Below are 16,411 nucleotides of genomic sequence, written 5' to 3' on the forward strand. Positions count from 1 at the left end.
TCAGGCAGTCCGGGAGGATCAGTTCGCCGCGGACTTCTTCCCATCCTGCGCCTTGAGCTGGCTCCACGCGTTCTGCTGCGCCAGCATCGAGCGCAGATAGGCGATGTTGGCGCGCGCCTGTTCGGGGGAAAGCTCTTGCGAAGCGATGCGCTCGGCCTCGTCGAATCTGCCCTGAAGGCCGACGACGAGCGCGAGGTTCTGGCGCACGCGGCTGTCGGCGCCGGGCTGGCGTGAGGCGGAGGCGAGGAAAGTCTCGGCGGTGCGCAGATCGCCCTCCAGCACGTAGGACATGCCAAGATTGGACAGCACCGACGGTTCGTCCGGCTTGAGGTCGAGCGCCTTGCGGTAGAGCTGGCGCGCTTCGTCCTTCTGGCCGGTCTGGTCGAGGATGGCGCCTTCGGCCGACATCAGCCGCCAGTCGGGATATTCGGGGGTCTGGGCGCGACGCACTGCATCCAGCGCCGGCTCGAACTGGCCGTTGGCCGCCAGCGCCTTGCCGTAGGCGGCCAGCACCTGCCGGTCCTTGGGATGGGCGATGGCCAGCTTGCGCATGACGGCCAGAGATTGCCCGGCGTTGCCGTCCATCTGCAACACGCTGGCGAACTGGATGGCGGTGGCCTTGTCGTCCGGATTGGCTGCATAGGCCTTGCCGAGCCTCGCCGAAGTGCTGCGCAATTCGCCGGTGGACATGGTTTCGATCGCCTTGCCGGGGCCGGTGCGGCCAATCGAACCTGTCTTGATCTTGTCGGTGCCGCAGCCCGAGAGGCTTGCCATCACAACGATGGCGAGCGCCGCCGCGGCAAAGCGACGTCCGGTTGCGGCGTGATTGCGCCAAATGTGCATGAGAGCCCGCCTCCATCTGCTGGCGCGGCCGTTTTCGCGCGGCCGGTCCCCATGCAAATCAATAGTCCGTTAACCCTAATGGATGGTTAATTCGCGCTTCTCATGCTCCGGAAGCGTTAAGAATCCGGGCCATTCCTGAAGAGGGAGGGCGCGCGCCGGGATGAGCGCGTTCCGCCCCATTTTCAGGGCGGATCAGCCCACCCGCACCTGTTCCGTCACCGCTTCCGGGTTCGCCAGATAAGGGCGGGGCGATGACCATGAGCTGAGATCCGCGCCGCTCGGGTTCTGGAAAACGGCCAGCCCGAACTCGGGCAGAATGGCGAACAGATGATCGAATATATCCGCCTGGATGCCCTCATAGGAGGTCCACACCGTGGTGTTGGTGAAGCAATAGATTTCTATCGGCAGGCCTTCCGGCCCCGGCTGAAGCTGGCGCACCATGATGGTCATGCCCTTGTGCACGCCCGGATGGTTGCGCAGATAGGTGTCCACATAGGCGCGGAAGGTGCCGATATTGGTGATGCGCCGCGTGTTTGCCGCAACCCTGGCCTTGTCGCCAAGCTTGCCGTTCCACTCGGAAATCTCCGTCTTCTTGTGCTTCAGATAGGCTTCGAGCAGACCGAAGGACTCCAGCTTGCGGAGTTCGTCTGGCGTGAGGAAACGGATGCTGGTCTGGTCGAGATAGATCGAGCGCTTGATGCGCCGCCCGCCCGATTCCTGCATGCCGCGCCAGTTCTTGAACGAATCGGTGACCAGCTTGCGGATCGGAATCGTGGTGATGGTCTTGTCGAAATTGCGCACCTGAACCGTGTGCAGCGCGATCTCGATGACGTCGCCGTCTGCGTTCAGGCTCGGCATCTCGATCCAGTCGCCGACCCGCACCATGCCCGTCGAGGAAATCTGGATGCCGGCGACGAGCGAAAGCAGCGTGTCCTGAAAGACGAGGATGAGGACGGCGGCCATGGCGCCGAGACCGGAGAGCAGGATCAGCGGCGAGCGATCGATGAGCGTGGCGATCATCAGCAGCGCGGCGACCACATAAACCGCGATCTTGACGACCTGGATATAGCCCTTGATGGGCTTCATCCGCGCTTCTGCCCTGCGGTGATAGAGCGTGTCGACGATATTGAACGCCGCACTGATCGCCATCGCCACCATGAGGATCATGAAGGCGCTGGCGACGTTCGTCACCACCGCCGCCACCACCGCCGGCAGGCCAGGCACAAGCGTGACGCCGCCTGCGATCACCATGGCCGGCATGACATTGGCCAGCCGTTCGATGACGCCATAACGGCGCAATTCCTCGTCCCGGCCAAAGGCCGTTCTGGCAAAGATGCGGTTGAGGATTTGCAGGAGGACCGACTTCACGATGAAATTGGCGAACAGGGCCGCCAAAACCAGCGCGATGAGCGCCGACAGGGTTTGAAGCCAGGGATAGGACTGGAAAAATTCCTGTATTGAGACCGTCACTGTCTCGCTTGCCTCACATTTCGGGGTGAATGTCGTGCGCCACATCAGGGCGAAATCGGCAGAAGGCTAACCATAGCGGAAATAAGGTCAAAATTGGAACCCGGGCAAAAAAGGGTTCCTCGCTGAAAAGAAGACTATCCGCTTTTCCAGGCGGTGAGGCCGGCGAAGGCGGCCGCAGCCATCTTCGCCGTCCGGCGCATCGCGCCGAAGCCGTCAGCCGATGACGGTGATCGTTCCGGTCATGTTGGGATGGAAGCGGCAATAATAGCTAACGCTGTCGTCTTGCCGGACGACATGCGTGGCGCTCTTGCCGGGGGGCAGCATCACCTCCCATCCGTCCTTGACGGTTGCTGTATGCGCGAAAGGATCCTTGTTGATCCATTCGATGGTCTGGCCGGCCCGGACCTCGACCGAGGCCGGCTCGAAGGCCATTTTATGAACGGTCACATGCACGGTGTCGCCATGCGCTGAGGCCGCGCCCGCCGTGGCGAGGAGGGCCAGGCCGCCCGTCAGAAAAACCCGCCTGTCGAGGACGAGGCGGCTCATTTCAGATCCGCCGCAACATGCTCGGCATGCTGCTGGTGCCCCTGAAACAGCTTCAGACCGGTTTCAAGCAGGGACTTCAACTCCCCGTTCTCGGCCGAGGGGATGAGCACCGTTTCCAGCGCCGCATTGACCTGCTTGTGGAACGCGATCTCGTTGTCGACATAGGCCTTGTCGAAGGCCGCGCCGTCGAGCTTTTCAAGCTTGGCGCGCTCCGCCTGAGCGGCCGCCGTCAGCGCCTGGCTGGTGGCGTTGTCCTCGGGCGTCACGTTCAGCTTCTTCACCAGCGCCAGCGCCTGTTCGTTGACCGCCTGATGGTCGTTTTGCATCGATGTGGCGAAGTCGACGACGGCCTTGGTGTTGCTTTTCGTCAGGGCGAGTTTGGCGGCCTCGATATCGATGACGCCGGCGGTGTAGGCCACATGCGCGATCTGCGGATCGGTGGGCTTGTCCTGCGCCTGAGCGGCGGGCGCGGCGAACAGCAGGCAGGCGATGCCCAGCATGGAAACCAGAGGCATTCTCATGGCGATGTCCTTTCAGGGGCGGCGTTCCGCCCCGTAATGGTGGTTGACACAGCATTGGACGCCGCGTGCCGCCGGACGTTCCCGCTGGAGCGTCGGACGGAAAGGTGGGCGCGGTTGTTCGGATTGTTCCAATGCCCGATCAAAATGCGGGATCGTCCTCCGTGCGTCCGGCAGGACGCACGGCGCTCTATCTCATTGTTTTGGTCACATTTCCGGACGCAAAACCGCTTCACACTTTTGCTGGAAATGCTCTAATTGCCGGTCGACAGGCGTGCCAGCACCGCTTCAGTGAGGCGCTCGCAGCGCTTCCCGGCGAAGGGGAAGGCATCCACCAGAACCGGTCCGATCTGCGCCTCGAGCTGCTCCTTCACCATTTTGCGGGCGCGGTGGAGACGGGTGCGCACCGTGGAAGGCTGAAGGTCGAGCAAAGCCGCCGTCTCCTCGACGCTCAGGCCCTCGATCACCCTGGCGACGAAGACCAGCCGGAAGGGCTGGGGCAATGTGTCGGTGGCCTGTTCCACCAGATGGAGAATCTGCCGCTGCGCCATGGTGCGTTCCGGGTCGTCGCTGCCGTTGCGGATGGGAAAGGGAATAATAATCTGCGAGGCGCTGTCGGGCCTGTCCACAGCGTTCCGCTTGAGGCGCTTGCGCCTGCGCAGACGGGAGGCCGCCTCGTTGAGCGTGATGCGCGACAGCCATGTCGACAGGCTGGCCTCGCCGCGAAAGCGGTGAAGATGGGTGAAGGCCTTCAGATAGGCGTCCTGCAGGGCGTCCTCGGCGTCGGCGTCGTTGCGCAGCACGGCCCGCGCCAGCCGGTAGAGGCGCTGGTTGTGCTGGCGCACGATCTGGCGGACGGCGGCGGGATCGCATCTGGCGGCGCGGCGCGCCAAAGCCAGCTCGGCCGATGACGGCGCGTGATGCTTGCTGGAAAACGGATCCGGGATCGCAGCTTTCACGGGAATGCTCCTGTTGCATCCTATTTGATGTCGGCTGCGTGGAAAAGTTCCCGCCTGTTTTCCACCGTCGCTTGCATTGTTTCGGCCGAGTTCCGAAATTGTCGGGATCGACTCATCGCCAAACTGCTCATCGCCGGGTCTGGAGACATATGATGGCCGTAGAATTCGCCGCGACCGATCTTGCCGGAGCGCTTCCTGTTCATCTTGTCGGGAAGGACGGGCTGGATCGCGCGGGGTTGTCCGGGCAGGCGTTGGCCTGGGCGAAGGCCAATGGCTTCACCGGGGAAGCGGGCAAGACGCTTGTGCTGCCGGGCGAGGGCGGCAAGATTGGCGGCGCGCTGTTCGGCCTTGGCGATGGATCGAAAGGTGCGCTGGCGCTTGGCGGCCTCGCCCGCTCGTTGCCGGAGGGCGACTGGCGGCTGGAAGGACGGCTGGAAAAGCCGGAACTGGCGGCGTTGGCGATTTCCCTCGGCGGCTATGTGTTCACCCGCTACGGCAAGAAGCCCGGCCGCGCCCTGCGGCTGGCTTTGCCCAAGGGGATCGAGGCAAAGCGGCTGGAAAGGCTGGCGGAAAGCGTTTTCCTGACCCGCGATCTGGTCAACACGCCGGCCAATGACATGGGGCCGGATGCTCTGGAGCAGGCGGTGCGGGGGCTTGCCGAAAAGCATGGAGCGGCGGTCGCGGTCACGGCAGGCGACGATCTTCTGGCGGCCAATTTCCCGATGATCCATGCGGTCGGCCGCGCGGCGGCGCAGGCGCCGCGTCTCATCGACCTGCGCTGGGGGCGGGAAGACGCGCCCAGGGTGACGCTGGTCGGCAAGGGCGTGTGCTTCGACACCGGCGGGCTCGACATCAAGCCGGCGTCCGGCATGCTGCTGATGAAGAAGGACATGGGCGGGGCCGCGAACGTGCTTGGCCTCGCGTCCATGATCATGGCGGGCGGGTTGAAGGTGCGGTTGCGCGTTCTCATTCCGGCGGTGGAAAACGCCATCTCCGCCAATGCCTTCCGCCCCGGCGACGTGCTGCAAAGCCGCAAGGGCCTGACTGTCGAGATCGGCAATACGGATGCCGAGGGGCGTCTCGTTCTGGGCGATGCGCTGGCGCTGGCCGATGAGGAAAAGCCCGAACTGCTGATCGACATGGCGACGCTGACGGGGGCGGCGCGCGTCGCGCTCGGTCCCGACCTGCCGCCCTTCTACACCGATGACGAGGCGCTGGCCGCCGACATCGCCGCCGCATCCGTCAATGTCGAGGATCCGCTGTGGCGCATGCCGCTGTGGCGACCCTACGATGCGAAGTTGTCCTCGAAGGTGGCCGATCTGAACAACGTCACCACGGACGGGTTCGCCGGCTCGATCACCGCCGCGCTGTTCCTGAAGCGCTTCGTGGAGAACACCGCGGCGTGGGCGCATTTCGACATCTATGCTTGGAACCCGACCGAAAGGCCGCACGGACCGGCGGGTGGCGAGGCGCAGGCGATCCGTGCGCTGGAGCAGGTGATCGCCAATCGCTTCGCGTGAGATTTCGCGCCGAAACTGAAACGGAAGCGAAACGATTATGATCTAAACCGGATGCATGACGGTTTCCATGCGTCCGATACAGGCCTTGCGGCTGTGGCGACAGGTCTGCCTGCATGAGGTGCGTGACGACGCGCCGGACCTCACCATGCGCCAGATGGCGATCCTCTTCACCATCTATCTGGACCCGCCGCCGCATACGGTGCGCGGGCTTGCCGCAAAGCTCGGCGTCACCAAGCCGGTCATCACCCGGGCGCTCGATACGATGGGGGCCATGAAACTCGTGGCGCGCCATCGCGACGAGCAGGACCGCCGCAACGTTCTCATCCGGCGCACCGTGGAAGGCGCGCTCTATGTCGAACGCTTCGGCGATGCTATTGTCGACAAGGCATTTGAACTTCCGATCTGAAAGCTCCCGACCGTGACCCTGCGCGACCGCCGTCTCCATGCCTTCCGCACCGATCTTGCCGATAGGCGGCTGGAGGGTGAGGTGGAGGCACAGCGTTTTGTCGCCGGAAATCCGGCGCGCATTTCGGCCCCCGTCGCAGATGTGTTGACCGCGCCGCGCGCCGATGCGGGCGTCAACACCCAGTTCCTGTTCGGCGATGACGTGCTCATCTACGAAACCGGCGATGGCTGGGCCTGGGTGCAGGCAGAGCGCGACGGCTATGTCGGTTATGTGCGTGAGGCCGAAATCGGCGAACGCGGCGGCGAGCCGACGCATCTGGTCTCGGTGTCGCGCACATTCGTCTATCCCGGCCCCGATCTCCGTTTTCCGCGCGCCGGCGCGTTGTCGCTCGGCTCGGCGGTCACGGCGGTCGGCGTGGCCGAGACGCGTGGCACGAACTATGCGCTGCTGGCCGACGGCAAGGCTGTGATCGCCCGCCATCTTGCGCCGGCAGGCGAGTTTGCGCCGGATTACGTGGCGGTGGCGGAAACGCTGCTCGGCACGCCCTATCTGTGGGGCGGGGCGTCGGGCTTCGGCATCGACTGTTCCGGCCTTGTCCAGCTTGCCATGCGCATGAGCGGCCGCGACGTGCTGCGCGATTCCGACATGCAGGCGGCCGGCCTTGGTGAACCGCTTGAACCGGGCGCGGACTATGCCGGCCTGAAGCGCGGCGATCTGGTCTTCTGGAAGGGGCATGTCGCGATCATGACGGACCAGAAAAATATGATCCACGCCAACGGCCACACCATGACCGTGGCGCGCGAAGGCCTGCGCGAGGCGATCGACCGCATCGGCTATCTCTATGGAACTCCGACCGGCTTCCGCCGCCCGTAAGCTCCCGATTTAGCCCTTGCTCCGGCGCAGATGCTCGTCCAGCCGCGGCATGATCTCCACGAAATTGCAGGGCATGTGCCGGTAATCGAGCTGGGCTTTCAAAATTCCGTCCCAGGCGTCGCGGCACGCGCCGGGGGAGCCCGGCAACACGAAGACGAAGGTCGCGTTGACCACGCCGCCGGTGGCGCGGCTCTGGATCGTGGAGGTGCCGATCTTGTCGTAGGAGATGCGGTGGAAGACTTCCGAGAAGCCGTCCATGCGCTTCTCGAAGATGGGCTCCAGCGCATCGGGGGTGACGTCACGGCCGGTGAATCCTGTGCCGCCGGTGGTGATGATGACGTCGACGCCGTCGTCCTTCGACCACCCCAGAACCTTGTCGCGGATCAGTGCCTTGTCGTCGGTCACGATGTCGCGCGCCGCCAATATATGGCCGGCGTCCGTGATGCGGTCGGCCAGCGTCTGGCCGGAACGGTCCTCGGCGAGGCTGCGCGTGTCCGATACGGTCAGCACCGCGATGCGCACGGGAATAAAGGAGCGTTCCGTTACCATGGCTCTAGCCTGTCGTTGTCGTGGTCGCGGCGACAAACCAGCCAGGTTGTTCGCGACGAATGGTCCCGGCTGCGGCGGTAGCCGCCTGCGCATGTTCGTAAAGGCCGAAGCAGGTGGCCCCCGAGCCCGACATGCGCGCAAGGCTTGCGCCGCTGGAGCGAAGCGCAGAAAGGCTTTCGGCGATGACGGGCGCGATGGCCAGGGCCGGCGCTTCCAGATCGTTGCGGCTGGCGGCGAGCCAGTCCAGCAGCGAAGTAAAATCAAAGCGGGCCGGCAGGGGTTGCAGCGGCGGATTCTCGCGGCTGGCGAGCGCGGAAAACACCTGCGGCGTGGAGACTTCCACGCCCGGGTTGACCAGCACCATGGCGAGCTGGGGCAGGCCCGCAACAGCCTCGATTCGCTCGCCAACGCCACGCGCCAGCAATGGCCGGGCGGCGAGGCACATCGGCACATCCGCGCCAAGGTCGGGCGCGACGGAGGCGAGGGCGTCGCCGTCCGCAAGCCGCCAGTGACGGGCGAGCGCTCTCAGCGTCGCCGCCGCGTCGCTCGATCCACCACCGATGCCGGAAGCGATCGGCAGGTTTTTCTCAAGCTGGATGGACACGGGCGGCAGGTCGGCTCTGCCACATGTGCGCCTCAGCGCCTCGCGTGCGCGGATTACGAGATTTCCCTCGTCAACGGGCAGGCCGCCCGCGTAGGGGCCATGGATGGAGAAGTGGTCGTGCGGCGCGTCTTCGAGGGTCAGCCGATCGCCATGTTCCGTGAAGACGGCCAGCGTTTCCAACTCATGATATCCGTCCGGCCGACGGCCGACGACATGCAAGGCGAGGTTGATCTTGGCCGGCGCGGCCTCGGCAAGCGCGCAAATCGCGTCCACGGCTGGCGATCAGTCTCTGGCGACGCGGTATTCGCCCGTCTCGGGGTCCTTGACCAACGTGCCGTTCGCGCCCGTTTTCTGTTGCTGCTCGGCGCGGCGAATCTTGGCCGTCACCCGTTCGGCCTCCCGTACGAAGGCGCGATAGCCGACAAAGGCGACAATGCCCACGGCAACGAAGAAGATGATCTGCGGCATCTCAGCTCTCCTGCGGCGCGATGCCGAAAGGCATACGGCCGATCATGGGTCATGGTAGCGCGTGTGCGCGGCTTTTCAAAGGCCGAAGCGCGACCAGAGGGCGCGCTCCTGCGCCGCACCCAGCACGCTTTCGACCGTCGCGGCCGCCATTTCCGGCGCCGCGCCGCCGCGCGATCCGAAGGGCCCGATCCGCGACAGCAGGCCGCGCTGGGCGCTGATCAGCTTGAGGCGGGTCTTCGCCCCATAGCGCTGCTTCAGCACGGAACGCATGTCGCCAAGCGCATCGACGAGGCCAAGCTCCAATCCCTTTTTGCCGGTCCAGAACAGGCCGGTGAACAGGTCGGGCTCGTCCTTGAGCTTCGCGCCGCGCCGCGCCTTCACCATTTCAATGAAAGTGTCATGGATTTCGAGTTGCAGGCTCTTCAGCCGCGCGACATCCTCTTTCTTCTCCGGCTTGAAAGGATCGAGCACGGATTTGTTCTGGCCCGCGGTGTGGACACGGCGCTCGACGCCGATCTTCTTCAGCAGTTCGGGAAAGCCGAAAGAGGCTGAAACCACGCCGATGGAACCGACGATGGAGGAGGGGTCGGCGATGATCTCGTCGCCCGCCAGCGCGATCATGTAGCCGCCCGAGGCCGCGACATCCTCCACGAACACCAGCACCTTGCGGTTCTTCTCGGCGGCGAGATCGCGGATGCGCTTGTAGATCAGCCGCGACTGCACGGGCGAGCCGCCCGGCGAATTGATCGAAATGGCGATGGCGGGCGCGTCGAGGGCGAAGGCCTTTTCGATCAGCCCCGCCGTCGTGGCCAGAGAAAGGGCGGGACGCAACTGCGATCCTCCCGCCATGATGGCGCCGTGCAGCCGGATGACCGGTATGGTGACGATATTGGAGCGCCAGGCTTTCGGCAGGAGTCGGTTGAAAAGTCTCTTCAAGGCAGGTGTCTCCGGCAATGTGCGAGGCATGTAGGCATTCGGGCGGCCTCGGCAAAGGCGTCAGTCGCCGAAAAGTGAGGCAAGCCCGTTATTGATGCGGTCCGTATGGGAGCTGAAGCGGCCGCTGTCGCTCTCATGCAGGATCAGCGGCGGGCGGATGGCGAGCTTGCCGCGCGTTCCGCGTGTGGCGCGCGTGACGATGCGGATCGCGGCCGCATCCGGGCGCGGATGGATGGCCATGAGTTCGACATTGCCGAAACGGCTGCCCATCGCATCGAGGATGGCGTGCAGCGATTGCGGGCGTGCGATGACGCAAACGCCGCCGCGTGGGCGCGTGACCGCCGCCGCGCTGCGCAACCAGTCTTCGAACAGACCGTCCTCCATGACATGCGCCAGACGTTTCAGTTCGTCCGGCGTCGCCCGGTCCGCTTCCGCGTTGAAGGGCGGGTTCATGATCACGTAGTCGAAGCTGTTGTCGACAAGTCCCGCCGCCTGCCGCGCCGCGCCGGTCAGCGCCACGTCGGCCTGCAACGCCTCGGCCCGGCCTGAAAGATGGGCGTTGTCGGGGAGGGCGAGCGTGGCTTGCGCGAAGGCGGCCATTTCCGCCGCGCGCTCGACCAGAACCGCGCGCGCCTGCGGACAGCGCGACAGAACGGCAAGGCCGGCGGCGCCAGCGCCCGCCCCGAAATCGGCCAGCCGGCCGGCAAAGGCGGAAGGCACGCTCGCCGCCAGCATCATGGCGTCCATGCCGGCGCGATGGCCGCCCTTTGCGGGCTGGACCAGAAAGAAGCGGCCGCGATGGAAGGCGTCGACGGTATGGCTGCCCGGCGCGGCGGAAACGGCCTGTGCGGTCATTGCTTCCGGATCTCGTTGCCGATGCCGGCGTCCGCCAGAATCCTGCGCGCCGTTTCAGCCTGTTCGGCATCGACGAGGATGCGGCGCGGCAATATGCCGAGCGAGCCGTCCATGACGCTCATGTTCTGGTCGGCGACGATGCAGGCAATGCCGGCGTCGCGCATCAGCGCCTCCACGAAGGAGATGACCACGGCGTCGTTGGTGCGTACAAGCTCGATCATGGCCGGCATTTTGCAGGTATTGGCCTGTGTGTAAACGCGCCGCTCACTGCTCCTCCATCAATGTGGCGAAATGCGCTTTCAGCCGGTCGATATCCGCCTGCGACCAGCCCTGCACGTCGGTCACCTCGATCCATGCGTCGATATAGTGCTGCGGGGCGTACACATGGCCGTGGCCCATGGGCGTGGTGGTCGCGGTCATCATGTCGACCAGCAATTGCAGGAAGCTGACGATCGGATACCAGCGCATCTGGGGGGAAACGTCCGGACCGCGCGGTTGGTTCATCCATTCCGGCGCGCGGTAGACCGAGAGCGGGTCGAAGAACGCCACCGCATCGCTGGCATATTGCAGGTAGACCACCCTGAGCGGTCCCCAATGCGCGCCAGGAATGTTCACTTCGTTCTCCTGGCCCGTGAACCGGACATAGGAGCCGTCGCGGAAGCGCGGCATCCAGACCGGCGAGCCGGGATTGCGACGCGCTGTGATCGAGCGCCATAACTGGCTGGAATAAGGCGGCCCTGCCCACAGCGCGCCCTGATAGGGATCGCCCAGCACCTCGAACAGCTCGCTGGAACGCTGGGAATTCATGGCGCCGAGGCTGAGGCCGTAAAGGTAGAGCTTCGGCCGGCTTTCCCGGGGCAATGCAGTCCAGTGGCCGTAGACTTCCGTGAACATCGCCCGCGAAACCTCTCCGCCATATTCGGGCTCGATCAGAAGCGACAGCCAGCTTGCAAGGTAGGAATACTGGATCGCGACGGTGGCGACATCGCCGCCATGCAGATATTCCAGCGTGTCGATGGCCGGCGGGTCGATCCAGCCCGTGCCTGTGGGCGTGATGAGGACGAGCGCCGACCGTTCGAACGCCCCGACGCGCTTCAGTTCCTCCAGCGCCAGCCGCGCCCGCTCTTCGGGCGTTTCCGCCGAACGAAGGCCGACATAGACACGCAGCGGCTCCATGGCTTCACGGCCAAGGAAAGTGGAAATGTCGTCCTTCGATGGAGCCGTGGCCACGAATTGCCGTCCGCGCCGGCCGATGCCGTCCCAGTCGAGCAGCGATGCCGCACTGCCGGTTTTAACCGGATCGTCCGGCTGTGGCGTGTCGGGTTCGATCAGTTCGTCAGCGGCCCGGAACGAGCTGTCGGCGACGTAGATGGCGTAGCGCAGGAGCACGCCGTTGAGCAGGCTGAAAAAGATGATGGCTGCGGCGGCGACGCCGATCACCGTCGCGATGCGGCGTGGCAGAAAGCCGCGCAACCGGCGGTCGATGAAGTTGAGCGTGAGACGGAACAGCCGGCTGACGCCGAGCAGCATGGCGAAGGTGAGAATCGCGATCAGCCCGACCCGGAACGGATAGACGCTGTCTACAGGCTCCATGTCGACCAGCGTTCGGATCGAGTTTTGCCATTCTGAAGCCTGCCAGAGAAAGATGACCGCGACCGCCGCGCAAAGGGCTGCGGCGGTCCGTTTCGCCCATCGCGAAGCCGGCGGCTTGAGCGCGGGCAGTTCGAGATAGCTCCACAGCCACACGCCAAGCACGCCGACAAGATAGCCTGCGCCGAAGGCAAGGCCAGCCAGTGCGCCCTGAAGGAGCCAGGTGCGTGGAATGAGCGAAGGCGTGAAGGACGCGGCGAAGAACAGCGTTCCGGTCAGCAGGCCGATGGTCGACAGGGATTTTACGAGACGCGAAAACAGACCGCCAGTGCGGGACGTGATAGAAAGGGACATTGCTTCACCGTCGCCGTTTGATCTTTGCCAGCTATAGGCGGCGCAGGGCCTGTTTTTCCAGACCATTCCTGTTCGCCGCGGTAAAAAAGCAGCTTATGCCGCGCCAATTCGCCTCTTGCCGTGGGGTGACCATCTCCCTAGAGTCCGCTATATGCTGCCGCGTCCGCGGGTCTGTTGGTCAGGAGTCGTTTGTTGGGTATCGTTGTCAATCTCGAGGGCGGCAAACGCGATGCCGCTTCCATCAAGGAGCTGGTTTCGCTGACCGCTTCGGACATGGGGCGCGTCAACGAGCTGATCCTGTCCAGGGCCGGTTCGGACGTGCAGATGATCCCCGAGGTCGCCAATCACCTGATTTCCTCGGGTGGCAAGCGCCTGCGGCCGATGCTGACGCTCGCAGCGGCGCAGATGTTCGGCTACGAGGGCGAGGGGCACATCAAGCTCGCCACCGCCGTCGAATTCATGCACACGGCGACGCTGCTGCATGACGATGTCGTTGACGAGAGCGGCATGCGGCGCGGCAAGAAGACGGCGCGCATGATCTGGGGCAACCAGGCCAGCGTTCTGGTGGGCGACTTCCTGCTTGGGCAGGCTTTCCGCATGATGGTCGACGTCGGCTCGCTGGACGCGCTGGACATCCTCTCCACCGCCGCCTCCATTATCGCCGAGGGCGAGGTGATGCAGCTTGCCGCGGCCAAGAACCTCGAAACCACCGAGGACGAGCATTTCGCCGTCATCAAGGCCAAGACCGCGGCGCTGTTTTCGGCTGCGGCCGAGGTGGGGCCGGTTGTCGCCAATGCTTCGCGCAACGACCGCGCGGCCCTGCGTTCATATGGCATGAACCTCGGCCTGGCCTTCCAGCTCATCGACGACGCGCTGGATTACGGTGGGTCGAGCAGCGACCTCGGCAAGAATGTCGGCGACGATTTCCGCGAGGGCAAGGTCACCCTGCCGGTGATTCTCGCCTATCGTCGCGGAACTGCGGAAGAGCGCGCTTTCTGGAAAAAGGCGATCGAGCAAAACGACGCCGACGATGATGCGCTGGAAAAGGGTATCGGCCTGCTGGCCCGCCATGCGGCCATTTCCGACACGATCGGCCGCGCCCGTCATTTCGGCGAAATCGCGCGCGATGCGCTGGCTCCATTGCCTGCTACGCCGCAGAAGGCGGCGCTGATCGACGTCATAGACTTCTGCATCAGCCGGGTGAGCTGAGGCGCCCCCGTTTCAGCGCCCGACCGCAAGCTCCTTCCAGCCCTTGTGCGAATGGGTGCGGTCGGCCAGAGTTTCGATGACCTGACAATCGCAAACGCGCCCCTGCGCGCATTCATCCACCATCTTCTTCAGCTCCTTGCGCAGGGCCTGAAGGCCGGCGATGCGTCTGTCAACCTCCACCAGACGCGCCCTTGCGATCTCGTCGGCCTGGGCGCAGGGCTGATCGGGGTCGTCCTGCAGGGACAGAAGCGTGCGGATCGCCTCGACGTCGAAACCGAGTTCGCGCGCATGACGGATAAAGGAGAGCCGGGACACTGCCGCAGACCCGTAACGGCGCTGCTGGCCCTCGGTGCGCAGGGTTTCCGGCATCAGTCCGATCTGCTCGTAATAGCGGATCGTCGGAACCTTCACGTCCGCCCGTCGCGCCAGTTCGCCTATTGAAAACTTCATGTCGGCCCTTTCGCTCCTGTGTTGAGGAAAAAGTAAGCACTCCGGCCAACTATGTCACGCCAGAGCCCCCGTGTGTCCTGCCGGATGCGCCAAGGGCGCTCCAGCACCTTGATTGAGCGTCGCAATGATCCGAAAAACCGCGTGCACTTTTCGGCCTGAGGCTCTGGCAAGTCCGTAAGGGTGGCGTTGCCGGATTGCGCGCTCTGGCGGGCAATCGTACAAAAGCGCGTGATGTCCGTGTCCGCCGGTACGGACGCCCGGCGATGCGGATTGAAGCATGATCCCAAAAAGGCCATGCTTTCCCGCCACAGGATCAACATGACGGTTCCGGCAAGGCGACCGGGACTTTTCGGCTGAAAGGATGACGATGCCGCATCAACGCATTCGCTGGCTCGCGGGTCTGACTGTGGCGACCGGGCTGGCCCTGTGCGGCCCTGTCGTCGTCGCCAAGGAATCCGCCAAACCCATCGAGATCACGTCCTTTTCCGGCGCTTATCTGGCGGCGCGCGTGGCCGAGGGCGACAACGACCTCGACAGCGCCATCACCTATTACAAGCAGGCGCTGGCGTTCGCGCCCGACGATGTGCAGTTGCAGCAAAGCCTGATGCTGACGCTGATTTCACAGGGGCGGTTCGACGAATCGTTGCCCTATGCCGACAAGCTCAGGGAAGTGCCCGACATCGAGCGCTTCTCGCGTCTCGCGCTCGCGGTCGACACCTTCCGCAAGAAGGACTACCAGAAAGCCGAGTACTGGTTGAAACTGTCCCTTCAGGCCGATCTCGACCGGCTCATCAGCGGGGTCATGACCGGCTGGGCGCGTCTGGGCGCAGATCATGGCAAGGATGCCGTTTCCTACGTCGCCACGCTGAAAGGGCCGGAATGGTTCGACCTGTTCAAGTCCTATCATCGCGCCCTCATCGCCGATGTCGCCGGGCAGAAGGACAAGGCGGTGGAGGCCTACGAATCGACGCTTGAAAACGCGGCGGCCGGCGGCGCCGCCCCCGAAACCTGGCTGCGCAACGCCGAGGCTTATGCCCGCTTCCTCGCCCGTCAGGGAAAGAAGGACGACGCGCTGGCCGTGCTCGACAAGTCCGAAGAGTTTGTCACTGGCCGCCCCGAGATCGAAGCCCTGCGCGAAAGCATCGGCAAGGGCGAGGAAATCGCGCCCATGGTCGCCAGTCCTGCCGATGGCGCGTCGGAAATTCTGGTCAATCTGGCGACCGCCCTGAACCGTGGCGGTGGCGAACCCTTCGTGCGGCTTTATCTCGAATATGCTCTGGCGCTGAAGCCAGACAGCGATATCGCGCTGGTGCAACTGGCCGGCGTGGCCGAGCAGATGAAGGACAGCGAGCGCGCCATCTCCTATTACAAGCGCATCGCCGACGGTTCTCCCTACAAGCAGATCGCCGAGTTGCAGCTTGGCCTCAACCTCGCCGACCTCGGCCGCAACGACGAGGCGATCGAGCATCTCAAGGCGCTGGTCGAGGCCAGGCCGGACGAGATGCGCGGCTATCTCGCCCTCGGAGGCGTCTATGGCTCCAAGGAGAACTGGCGCGCATCGGCGGATCTCTATGATCGCGCCGTCGAGCGCCTGAAGGAGCCGGAGGCTGCCGACTGGAACGTCTTCTACCAGCGCGGCATCGCCTATGAGCGGCTGAAGGAATGGAACAAGGCTGAGCCGAGTTTCCGCAAGGCGCTGGAACTGAACCCTGAGCAGCCGCAGGTCATGAACTATCTCGGCTATTCGTGGGTCGACAAGAACATGAACCTGACGGAAGCGCTGGAGATGATCCAGAAGGCGGTGGAATTGCGCCCGAGCGATGGCTACATCGTCGATTCGCTGGGCTGGGCCTACTACCGGCTCGGCCGTTTCGAGGATGCGGTGCGCGAGCTTGAAAGAGCCGTTTCCCTGCGCCCCGAAGATCCGGTGCTCAACGACCATCTGGGCGACGCCTACTGGCGGGTCGGCCGCAAGCTGGAAGCCACCTTCCAGTGGGGCTACGCCCGCGATCTCGAACCCGAGCCCGATGTTCTGGCCGAGGTGGAGAAGAAGCTGCAGGAAGGCCTGCCGCCGCTGGCGACCAACACCGCGCAGGATACCGGCGCGGCCAGGACAAAGCCTGCCCCTGAAAAGATCGACTGACAGGGCGGCCCGGATCGACTGCGCGACGAAGCGCCCCGCTTTTGGCGAGGCGCGCGCCGCGCTCTTTTCTTGACGCTCCGGGACCGGCGCTCTAGGGATGGCGGCATCCTCCCTTTTG

The 16,411-nt window shown here is 64.4% G+C and carries 18 protein-coding genes; 5 read left to right on the forward strand and 13 right to left on the reverse strand.

The features are described 5' to 3' along the window. Positions 1-18: 18 nt before the first annotated feature. The 5 genes from ABID44_RS04495 to ABID44_RS04515 form a co-directional block, all read right to left on the reverse strand. The gene (locus tag ABID44_RS04495) at positions 19-843 is read right to left on the reverse strand and encodes a tetratricopeptide repeat protein (RefSeq protein ID WP_354150478.1); all 825 of its coding nucleotides are present in this window, start codon (positions 841-843) and stop codon (positions 19-21) included. A gap of 192 nt (positions 844-1,035) precedes the next feature. Beyond that, the gene (locus tag ABID44_RS04500; protein WP_354150593.1) at positions 1,036-2,301 is read right to left on the reverse strand and encodes a mechanosensitive ion channel family protein; all 1,266 of its coding nucleotides are present in this window, start codon (positions 2,299-2,301) and stop codon (positions 1,036-1,038) included. A 225-nt stretch (positions 2,302-2,526) separates the two neighbouring features. Then, complete coding sequence (locus ABID44_RS04505; protein ID WP_354150479.1) at positions 2,527-2,859, reverse strand: cupredoxin domain-containing protein; 333 nt, start codon at positions 2,857-2,859, stop codon at positions 2,527-2,529. Next, entirely contained in the window at positions 2,856-3,380 is a 525-nt protein-coding gene (locus tag ABID44_RS04510; protein WP_354150480.1) for a DUF4142 domain-containing protein, read from the reverse strand. Before ABID44_RS04510 ends, ABID44_RS04505 begins: the two co-directional genes overlap by 4 nt. 251 nt (positions 3,381-3,631) lie before the next feature. Beyond that, positions 3,632-4,336 (reverse strand): RNA polymerase sigma factor, encoded by a 705-nt coding sequence (locus ABID44_RS04515; protein ID WP_354150481.1) that lies wholly within the window; start codon positions 4,334-4,336, stop codon positions 3,632-3,634. A gap of 152 nt (positions 4,337-4,488) precedes the next feature. On the opposite strand from ABID44_RS04515, the gene ABID44_RS04520 reads away from it, so the two are divergent. From ABID44_RS04520 to ABID44_RS04530, 3 genes are read left to right on the forward strand one after another with little or no spacing between them, the layout of a single operon-like run. Next, complete coding sequence (locus ABID44_RS04520; RefSeq protein ID WP_354150594.1) at positions 4,489-5,856, forward strand: leucyl aminopeptidase family protein; 1,368 nt, start codon at positions 4,489-4,491, stop codon at positions 5,854-5,856. Between the two features lie 55 nt (positions 5,857-5,911). Next, on the forward strand, positions 5,912-6,262 hold the full coding sequence (locus ABID44_RS04525; protein ID WP_354150482.1) for a MarR family transcriptional regulator: 351 nt from the start codon (positions 5,912-5,914) through the stop codon (positions 6,260-6,262). Between the two features lie 12 nt (positions 6,263-6,274). After that, on the forward strand, positions 6,275-7,135 hold the full coding sequence (locus tag ABID44_RS04530) for a C40 family peptidase (protein WP_354150483.1): 861 nt from the start codon (positions 6,275-6,277) through the stop codon (positions 7,133-7,135). A 9-nt stretch (positions 7,136-7,144) separates the two neighbouring features. Here the strand turns inward: ABID44_RS04530 and moaB are convergent, their stop codons facing one another. The 7 genes from moaB to ABID44_RS04565 all read right to left on the reverse strand — a co-directional run bounded on the left by moaB (position 7,145) and on the right by ABID44_RS04565 (position 12,491). Further along, the gene (gene moaB / locus ABID44_RS04535; protein WP_354150484.1) at positions 7,145-7,684 is read right to left on the reverse strand and encodes a molybdenum cofactor biosynthesis protein B; all 540 of its coding nucleotides are present in this window, start codon (positions 7,682-7,684) and stop codon (positions 7,145-7,147) included. A gap of 4 nt (positions 7,685-7,688) precedes the next feature. Further along, positions 7,689-8,561, reverse strand: coding sequence for a 4-(cytidine 5'-diphospho)-2-C-methyl-D-erythritol kinase (locus tag ABID44_RS04540; protein WP_354150485.1), 873 nt, complete (start codon positions 8,559-8,561; stop codon positions 7,689-7,691). 9 nt (positions 8,562-8,570) lie between these two features. Next, complete coding sequence (locus ABID44_RS04545; RefSeq protein WP_354150486.1) at positions 8,571-8,756, reverse strand: hypothetical protein; 186 nt, start codon at positions 8,754-8,756, stop codon at positions 8,571-8,573. Between the two features lie 75 nt (positions 8,757-8,831). Next, entirely contained in the window at positions 8,832-9,692 is an 861-nt protein-coding gene (locus ABID44_RS04550; RefSeq protein WP_354150487.1) for a S49 family peptidase, read from the reverse strand. 60 nt (positions 9,693-9,752) lie between these two features. Next, positions 9,753-10,547 (reverse strand): tRNA1(Val) (adenine(37)-N6)-methyltransferase, encoded by a 795-nt coding sequence (locus tag ABID44_RS04555; RefSeq protein ID WP_354150488.1) that lies wholly within the window; start codon positions 10,545-10,547, stop codon positions 9,753-9,755. Then, the gene (locus ABID44_RS04560) at positions 10,544-10,768 is read right to left on the reverse strand and encodes a putative signal transducing protein (RefSeq protein ID WP_354150489.1); all 225 of its coding nucleotides are present in this window, start codon (positions 10,766-10,768) and stop codon (positions 10,544-10,546) included. The genes ABID44_RS04555 and ABID44_RS04560 overlap by 4 nt, the downstream gene beginning before the upstream one ends. A gap of 43 nt (positions 10,769-10,811) precedes the next feature. Continuing rightward, the gene (locus tag ABID44_RS04565; RefSeq protein ID WP_354150490.1) at positions 10,812-12,491 is read right to left on the reverse strand and encodes an alpha/beta hydrolase; all 1,680 of its coding nucleotides are present in this window, start codon (positions 12,489-12,491) and stop codon (positions 10,812-10,814) included. Positions 12,492-12,683: 192 nt separating this feature from the next. Between ABID44_RS04565 and ABID44_RS04570 the strand changes: the two genes are divergently transcribed. Continuing rightward, positions 12,684-13,700, forward strand: coding sequence for a polyprenyl synthetase family protein (locus ABID44_RS04570; protein WP_354150491.1), 1,017 nt, complete (start codon positions 12,684-12,686; stop codon positions 13,698-13,700). Positions 13,701-13,712: 12 nt separating this feature from the next. Here the strand turns inward: ABID44_RS04570 and ABID44_RS04575 are convergent, their stop codons facing one another. Beyond that, a complete protein-coding gene (locus ABID44_RS04575) occupies positions 13,713-14,150 on the reverse strand; it encodes a MerR family transcriptional regulator (protein WP_354150492.1) in 438 nt (145 codons plus the stop codon). 367 nt (positions 14,151-14,517) lie between these two features. Here ABID44_RS04575 and ABID44_RS04580 point away from each other — a divergent pair, with 367 nt between their 5' ends. Then, positions 14,518-16,293, forward strand: a complete 1,776-nt coding sequence (locus ABID44_RS04580; protein WP_354150493.1) for a tetratricopeptide repeat protein — start codon at positions 14,518-14,520, stop codon at positions 16,291-16,293. Positions 16,294-16,411 lie beyond the last annotated feature (118 nt).

Source organism: Aquamicrobium ahrensii (assembly GCF_040545755.1).
GTDB lineage: Bacteria > Pseudomonadota > Alphaproteobacteria > Rhizobiales > Rhizobiaceae > Mesorhizobium > Mesorhizobium ahrensii.